Genomic DNA, 7,812 nt, shown 5'->3' with positions numbered 1-7,812 from the left:
GCGTCTCCGCAGCCCATGCCGGGCAGGCGGCCGAGAGATCGCGAGCCCAAATTTTCAGATCTCAGCCTCGGCTGAGAGCGTCGATCCTACCGACTTCTGCAACAAAATCGGCCATTCGCCGACTTGCTAGGGCGAGACCGCTATGCCCGCCACAAGGGCAGGGCGGCCCCGCGACGATGTCGAGACCTGCTTCATCCGCCCGATCAGGTGCACCGCGCCGGCCCGCCGCGGCATCCACCGTTGATCTACGTCAACATCACCTTGCCTCCGGCGCTCACGTTGTCGCCAGCCGCGACTGGCGCGGCCGCATCACCAAGTTTGTTCGTCAGCGCGATGAGGAGGATCACCATGTGCCGGAGCAAGCACCTCTCGATCAAGTCAGTGACAGTTGCAGGAATCGCGGCCAGCGTTCTCCTGGGGGTTGCGGGTATTACACTCAATCCGACGCCAGCCGGGGCGGTCGTATATTGCCAATATATTGGTTATCCGCCCAGTTGCGTTGCCAGGGCCGGCGTCGTGCTTCGGCCGCGTCCCGTGGCGCGCGCTGCCGTCCGGGCTCGCACGGCGAGCCCAACCAATTTGAACGGGGGCGTCAATCGCGTTGGCGTACGCCGGTAGCGGGCTTGTTTGCGGATCACGAACTCTGGCGACAGGCGGCCCCAGGTTCGTGACCCGCTACGCTCTCGCCGGCGTCACTGCATAGCGTTCATCACCGTGCCGGATTTGTGCGGCTTGCAATAGTTGCCGACGACCCGTCCGTTGGCAGATTCTGGTTCTATTCGCCGGACAGGATCCCCCGGGGGTCGGTATCCCGGTGCGAGGCGACATAGTCGATCTCGGCGCGCGTGGTGCCGATATCCAGCAACTCCCAGTCACTGAGGCCGGACAAGGTCGCGTGTACCTTTCGACGCGCGCGCCATTTTCGAAACGCAACCCGAAATCTCTCAAAAAATCCGATGGTTCTGACCGGTGCGACGGTCCGTGGCAATCCAATTGGGTCGTAGGTTGTGCTCATCGCGGTAACTCCGCTGATTGATCCACCGGCACGACGCTGCCACACCATGACCGGGCACGCTTGATATTCGGCTTACATTTTCCTTACCGAGGGTTTATTCTCGCCCGACGATCGCTGCCGCGCTCTCCGGGGACAGAGGGCTAGCCCTGGGGAATGGTGCCATGCGCTATTTCTTCGCGGACTGTGCGTTGGACACCGACCGGCGCGAGTTGCGGCGCGGGCCCGATGTTGTGCCGACGACGCCACAGGTTCTCGATCTGCTCGAATATCTGATCCGCAGCAGGGATCGCGTCGTCAGCAAGGACGATCTCGTCAACGCGATTTGGAACGGCCGGATCGTATCCGATGCGGCGCTGACGACGCGGCTGAACGCCGTCCGACGCGCGATCGGCGACTCCGGCGGCCAACAACGTCTTATCAAGACATTTCCACGAAAAGGCTTTCGTTTCGTTGCCGCTGTACACGTTGAGGATCGGCGCCCAGGCGCCGCCGTGGTCTCAGGCGCCCTCGCAGAATCGTCGAAGCTTGCATGCGAGGCCGGGAGGGCGACGGTTTCGGTGCCAGATCCCGCTGAAAAAGTCGTTGTCAAACTGCGATCCCATGACTGGCTGGGTCACTACAGAGGTCGTATGAAGCTCGTCGGCGGGGCGCTGGCGTGGGTTGCCACTTTCGGCGCAATTGCCGGCGGCCTTATCGGCTATTGGAATGTCTGGAAGACGATCCGTACCGACGTCGTTCGGGAAGCTCGAAGGATCCAGGCACAACCGACTGTCAGGCCCGAGATCGCGCCCCGTCTCTCTCTGGTCGTGTTGCCGTTCGCCAACCTCAACAACGATCCGGAGCAGGACCACTTTGCCGACGCCGTCACGACAGAGTTGACGACCGGTCTCGCGCGAACGCCCGCCATTTTCGTTGTTGGACGCGAGACCGCCTCTGCCTACAGAAACAAGTCGGTCGACCTGAAGCAGCTCGGGACGGATCTCGGCATCCGCTGGGCCGTACACGGCGCGGTGAGGCGCAACGGAGACCAGGTGCGGATCAACGTATCGCTGACCGATCTACAGACCGCCCGCGACGTCTGGTCAGATCGGTTCGACGGCGAGCGAACACATCTGGCCGTCTTGCAGGATAACATCACGGCGCGGCTTCTCTGCGTTGCACACCTGCACCTCCGTCAATATGAGCAGGCCATCGAACAGTGTAGCCGCTCGTTAAATATGACCGGCGCGGACTTTCAGGCTTACATAGGTCTGATCTCGGCTTACCAGCCGACGAGACAGATGGAAAAGGCGCGCGAAGGCAATGGCCTTGCGGCAGAAGGCACGTCCTGATTTTACATTTCGGCTTCATCGCCGGGTTGCAGCTCCGCGGGGACCACAATCCGCAAACAAGCCTGCCGAAATCGCATAGCGCGAAACGTCATCTCGGGCTGGACTCTCCAGACTATCTGGTAACCCCAACGGAGAAACTGACCATGAAAAGTAGACACGCAATATGGCGTGGCCTGCTAGCGGGCGTCGCCGTTATGGCGGTGACGAACCTGCCGGCGTCCGCGCAACAGCAGAAGCGACCCAATGTCGTCATGCTGATGACGGACGACACTGGATGGAACGATTTCGGTGCCTATAGCGGGGGCGGCGCTGGGCTCGGCCATCCAACACCAAACATCGATCGGATCGCCAAGGAAGGCGCGACGTTCACGAGCTGGTACGGTCAAGCAAGTTGCACGGCGGGCCGCGCCTCGTTCATGACCGGGCGTATTCCGATCCGTTCGGCGCTCTCGATCGTGGTCGCTCCGGGCGACGAGAATGCGCTCAAAAAAGAGACGCCGACCATCGCCGAGTTTTTTCAAAAGAACGGCTACTCGACGTACTTTTCCGGCAAGTGGCATCTCGGTGACAAGCCCGAGGCCTATCCAATCGAGCACGGCTTCGATGAGATGAAGGCGTTCGCCGCGTACTATCCGGGCGTCTACACTTATGCCGACACGTCCAAGTGGTTCCATCCGTGGTTTCCCTCGTACAACCCAGAGCTTGCGAAAGCGTATTTCGACGTCGTGAACATGTACGAGTGGGAGGGAGTTGCGGGGCAACCGGCCAAGAGAGGCGAATACATTACCTACGACTACCTGGCCAACTTCGACGTCCGGCAGGCCGACTACGCGATCGACTACATTAAGAAGCACGCCAAGGACTCGAAGCCGTTCTTCATGGACGTCAATTTCATGAAGATGCACAACCCGACGAATGCTGCGCCAAAATTCGCAGGGAAGTCCCGGTTGGGGGATTATTCGGATTCGTTGCTCGAACTCGATGACGACATCGGGCGGGTCATGGACACGATCCGCGCGGAGGCGCCCAACACGATTATCATCGTGACGGCGGACAATGGTGCATGGCAGGATGCCTACCCCGACGCCGGCACGACGCCTTTCAGAGGCGAAAAAGGCACGGCGTTTGAAGGTGGCTGGCGCGTTCCCGGCTTGATGTGGTGGCCCGGGCAAATCCCTGCCGGCGCAAAGTACGATGAAATGATGTCGCACATCGACTGCTGGGCAACGCTCGCCAAGATGGTCGGCCTGACCCCGCCGCCGCACGGCGCATGGACCGACAACAATGGCAGGCCAATCTACTTCGATAGCATCGACAACAGCGAGTACATCCTCGGTCGCGCGAAGCACTCAGCACGACGGTCGTGGGTTTACGTCGACGGCGAAAACTTCATGGGAGCGCGCGCAGATGTCGGCGGTGATCCCAGCAACCCCGATCTCAGCATCGCGTGGAAGTACCTATGGACGGCTAAAGACACCTGGCTCGGCCCAGAGCAGAACCTGGGTGCGATCGGTGCGGTTTACAATCTCACGATGGACCCTTTCGAGAAATACGACATGGTGTTCAACGGCGCGATGTCGGCACGTATGCCGACGCAGTCGCCAGGCAAGTACGCCGGACAGGACAACGGCTGGGTCTTGGCACTCATCGTCCCGGTCGTGATGGAGTTCAACAAGTCGATCGTTGACTATCCAAGCATCAAGCGGCTTCCGGGCGGAGCCTCGAACGATTGGAGACCCGATCTGCAACACCCGGAAAATCCAGTCCCCTTGCTGGACATGAAACACCTGCCCAATATCAAGGGCAGCGGCGGGTAATGTCGTTGACGAAGTAACTTGTGTACCGCCAAGCCAACGGCTGGCGAATTGTATCAAGTGGCGGCAGTGGGTCGGCTTCACGGAACGGCTCGCCGCCGCCCCTTTTGTGAGAGTGTTTCGACTTCCGCTCATGGGGCCCATTAGCGGACATCGGACCGCTTGGGCCGTGCCAAAAAAAATTGCTTGCGCTGCCGTTAAGAGCATCAGGGCAGGATTTTGAAATGAAGCGGCGCGAGTTCATCACGCTGGGTGGCGCGGCGGTGGCGACGTGGCCGCTGTCCGCACGCGCGCAGCAACCGGTGGGCGAGGTTCGGCCACCTGCGGCAAGCTCGGGCCGAGATCAGGGCCTAAGTTCAACTGAAACAGAAAGCCTGCGGGAGGTATGGGCTAGCGCGGACGTCTTGATCGCTTGAGTTCGGCGACCTGAAACTTCCCGCCCGCGAGCATGCTGGTGCAATACCACCAGGCTCTATTATTGTCCCAGCCCAAGAACACTTTGGTCTCCTTGCAATCCGCGTAGGATTTGTAGGTGAGTGTGTCTCTGCACGTTGCCGAGAAAGTTGAAAAATACCCACCCGACTCGCTACATCCAATCCAGGGGGCGTTCCCGGATTTGAAGCTTGTTTCGCAACCACCGTTGCAACTGCTGCTGGCTTTCTCCAGCGTGGCAAGCCTCCCTAATACTGAATTTGGCGCAGCCGATGGCGTTCGAGCGGTTGACGATGGCGTTTGAGCGGTCGGCGATGTCCGGCGAGATGCCACTGTGTTTGCCACCGGGTTCGGCCTATGTGGCCTCGCCACCTGCTTCGGCGCTTCGACCGTGACGGGGGGAAGCAGGGCGCCGGAGCCCGTTGCGGTTTGCGACGCTGCCGGGCCGCACAGCAAGACAGTTGACAAGACAGCGACGGCTGAGGGTGCGACAAAGCTTGACGACAATGTCATGACCATGTCCTCTCGAGGACGGACATGCCGTCCCAATGCGTACACGTTACCTCGTCACGAAACAGGCAGCTTGCACGCGCTCAAGGGTGGCGTTTCTAATTTGGATCGCGTGATTATGCACTGAACGCAGGTTGATTGCAACCTCAAGGTGCTTCCGACAGAGTGTCTGCTTCTGGGCCTGGGCCGACGTGCAGCGAAAACCCTGGCGCAGCTACGCGACTGCTTCGGTGTCGGCGCCGACCTGCGCTTTCGCGAGATCGACGAACACCATCCACCGGAAGGAGCTGATGTCGCGCGGGCAGGCGGAGGGCTCCCTGTGGCCTTCCGAGCGGATTGCCGGACTGTCCGGGGTTGAAGAGGTGCTTTCTATTGTTCGCCTTGTTCATCAGTCGCCATCCTATTCGTGCTCGGCGCCAAGGATCAGAGCGCCCAATCCAAAGAACGTGACGCCGCCGACCGAGAGCAGCTCGAGCGCTGTCTCGACCGCCGAGGTCTCGATCGGTACGTCGCGCGTGAAGGCCACGATGATAAAAACCAGGTTCAGAAGCAGGCCGGTCAAGCCACACACGAAAAACAGCGATTGGAATATGCGTGTCATGGTTCCTCGCCTCACACAGAGTTGCGCTCCGCGACGCTGGGAATTTGGCGGCCCTTACTATCGCGAAGCTTCCGGACGTTTGTATCGGGCGAAGGTCACGGTGGCGGAAAAGCTACCGGGGTAGTTTGCCACTTCAGTCCTGAGTTTGAGGATATTATTTTGGGGAATGACTGACCTCCGCTTGTGGCTCCGTAAGCCGACATTGCGGCAGCGACAATCGTTTAGTTCTGCTCGCGACCCCGAAGTGGACATACGTCAAGGTGCCCAATGTTTGAGCCTTACCTAACGCGCTGGGGCTTGGTCCCCGATGGCAATCCGATCACGACACCGGCCGCCAAGTTGCTTCTGGTGCGGCGGTTCGGTGATGCTGCCATGCTTAAAGTGTCCCTTGAGACGGACGAATGTCGCGGCAACGCCCTGATGGAATGGTGGGAAGGAGAAGGCGCCGCGCGTGTCTTGGCCAGAGATCATACAGCCCTGCTCGTGGAACGTGCCTTGGGCTCGTCTTCCTTGGCCGACATGGCCCGCGCGGGACGCGATAACGAAGCCTGCCGTATCTTGTGCGCTACCGCCGCACGGCTGCATGCTTCCCGCCCGAAGCCCATTCCCGAACTGATCCCTCTGGCGCACTGGTTTCATGAACTGGAGCCGGCGGCTGCAAAGTACGGGGGCATCCTTGTTCGCCGCGCCGAGACTGCGCAATCGCTGCTGGCCGAACCGCGCGAATGCGTGGTGCTACATGGAGACCTGCACCACAACAATGTGCTCGACTTTGGCGCGCGCGGCTGGCTCGCCATTGATCCTAAGGGCCTGGTCGGCGAGCGCAGCTTCGACTTCGCCAACATCTTTACCAATCCCGACCTGAGCGATCCGAGCCGTCCGGTCGCGACTGAGCCGGGCCGCTTCGCATCGCGCGTGAAAGTCATCACCGAGGTCGCGAAGGTGGAACGAGAGCGACTCTTGTGCTGGATTCTCGCGTGGACCGGATTGTCGGCGGCTTGGTTTCTTGGTGACGAAGATCCTTTGGCAGAGATCGATCTGCGCGTTGCCGAGCTAGCCGCCGCCGAACTGGATCGTTGAACCGCAACAGGTGTCATATTCGCCATAGGTCGGCTCATGGCCCTGAGCTGTCCTTGACCGGAAGCGCCGCCCTGGTCCGCTTTCAGGGTCAGAGGGGGCCATGATTGTCGCCGATCACGACTCCGGCTTTTGACCCTGGCTGTGTAGAAACACGAAAGATCGAAACGCGGCGAGAACTACATTCTTCATTTCGTGCTTTAAGTTGGTCGCGCTTGCGAGTTTGGGGGTTAAGAAGGTCGTGGACGAATAGCTTCTTCCATCGCCATCGAGCGCCTCCCAAAGGCCACTCCCGAAAGCCACCAACTTAGAACGGGTGATGCGCACGTTACGGATGGAAAGTCGGAGAGCTGAACTTGAACAGTGATGGTATTGCTGTCTTGCAGACATTTCGCGATCCGCTGATAGGTCTGCCTCTGTCCCATCTCTGGTGAGGCTACGGCTCGGCTATTTTTCTGGAGTTCGGGCGGCTTACACCTAGTACGAGCACCCGCCGCGACGGAACACCTCGCAATCCACGCGGTGAGTTTGGGCTGATGATCCAGTGGAGTTGGCGTATTGAAGACACTGCGTCGATCTTGTGCGGAAGTTGGAGCGAAGAGCCCTTGTGGGAGCCGACGTTCGATCTGCTCCGCAATAAGGCTGTCATGGATCTATCTGTAGTCGGGCGACTGCCCGAAATCGTCGTAGCTCTGACAGAGAGCCTCTACGTATCCTCATTCATGACTGCCGAAGGCGGTCCTCAATGGTCGCTGTTTGACCGACGAGAGGCTACTTTGAGGACATTGAGCGTCTGGGAAGGGCGCTTGAATTTAGATGTTGATCGGTCGCGGTTATCTTAGGCACTGAGGACGATTGTCCCTGTTGGCCTTGGCTGTGTGAAAACGCCGAGGCGCTTGATGGCGATAGAAGAAGCTATTCGTCCACGACCTTCTTAACCCCCAAACTCGCAAGCGCGACCAACTTAAAGCACGAAATAAAGAATGTAATTCTCGCTGCGTTTCGATCTTTCGTGTTTCTACACAGCCAGGG

Annotated in this window: 7 protein-coding genes; 5 read left to right on the top strand and 2 right to left on the bottom strand. The window is 59.6% G+C overall.

Features of this window, described 5'->3' with window-relative positions; translation table 11 throughout:
* Nucleotides 1-333 precede the first annotated feature (333 nt).
* Nucleotides 334-618, top strand: a complete 285-nt coding sequence (locus AC630_RS47560; RefSeq protein ID WP_502691591.1) for a hypothetical protein — start codon at nt 334-336, stop codon at nt 616-618.
* Between the two features lie 157 nt (nt 619-775).
* Here AC630_RS47560 and AC630_RS39775 read toward each other — a convergent pair whose 3' ends face one another.
* On the bottom strand, nt 776-1,015 hold the full coding sequence (locus tag AC630_RS39775) for a DUF1127 domain-containing protein (RefSeq protein ID WP_074123803.1): 240 nt from the start codon (nt 1,013-1,015) through the stop codon (nt 776-778).
* Nucleotides 1,016-1,176: 161 nt separating this feature from the next.
* On the opposite strand from AC630_RS39775, the gene AC630_RS48570 reads away from it, so the two are divergent.
* The 3 genes from AC630_RS48570 to AC630_RS46010 all read left to right on the top strand — a co-directional run bounded on the left by AC630_RS48570 (nt 1,177) and on the right by AC630_RS46010 (nt 4,896).
* Nucleotides 1,177-2,346: a winged helix-turn-helix domain-containing protein gene (locus tag AC630_RS48570; RefSeq protein WP_074123800.1), complete on the top strand. Its 1,170-nt coding sequence runs from the start codon at nt 1,177-1,179 to the stop codon at nt 2,344-2,346.
* Between the two features lie 194 nt (nt 2,347-2,540).
* Nucleotides 2,541-4,163 (top strand): arylsulfatase, encoded by a 1,623-nt coding sequence (locus AC630_RS39765; RefSeq protein WP_208867110.1) that lies wholly within the window; start codon nt 2,541-2,543, stop codon nt 4,161-4,163.
* 529 nt (nt 4,164-4,692) lie between these two features.
* Nucleotides 4,693-4,896: a hypothetical protein gene (locus tag AC630_RS46010; protein ID WP_167561373.1), complete on the top strand. Its 204-nt coding sequence runs from the start codon at nt 4,693-4,695 to the stop codon at nt 4,894-4,896.
* Nucleotides 4,897-5,502: 606 nt separating this feature from the next.
* Here AC630_RS46010 and AC630_RS39755 read toward each other — a convergent pair.
* Nucleotides 5,503-5,703 carry a hypothetical protein gene (locus tag AC630_RS39755; RefSeq protein WP_074123798.1) on the bottom strand — a complete coding sequence of 67 codons (201 nt, stop codon included), beginning with the start codon at nt 5,701-5,703 and terminating at the stop codon, nt 5,503-5,505.
* A gap of 267 nt (nt 5,704-5,970) precedes the next feature.
* Here AC630_RS39755 and AC630_RS39750 point away from each other — a divergent pair, with 267 nt between their 5' ends.
* A complete protein-coding gene (locus tag AC630_RS39750; protein WP_074123797.1) occupies nt 5,971-6,783 on the top strand; it encodes an aminoglycoside phosphotransferase family protein in 813 nt (270 codons plus the stop codon).
* Nucleotides 6,784-7,812 lie beyond the last annotated feature (1,029 nt).

The organism is Bradyrhizobium sp. AS23.2, from assembly GCF_001908185.1.
Lineage (GTDB): Bacteria > Pseudomonadota > Alphaproteobacteria > Rhizobiales > Xanthobacteraceae > Bradyrhizobium.
Note: the sequence above shows the minus strand (reverse complement) of the source record. Positions and strands in the feature narration are given on the sequence as shown.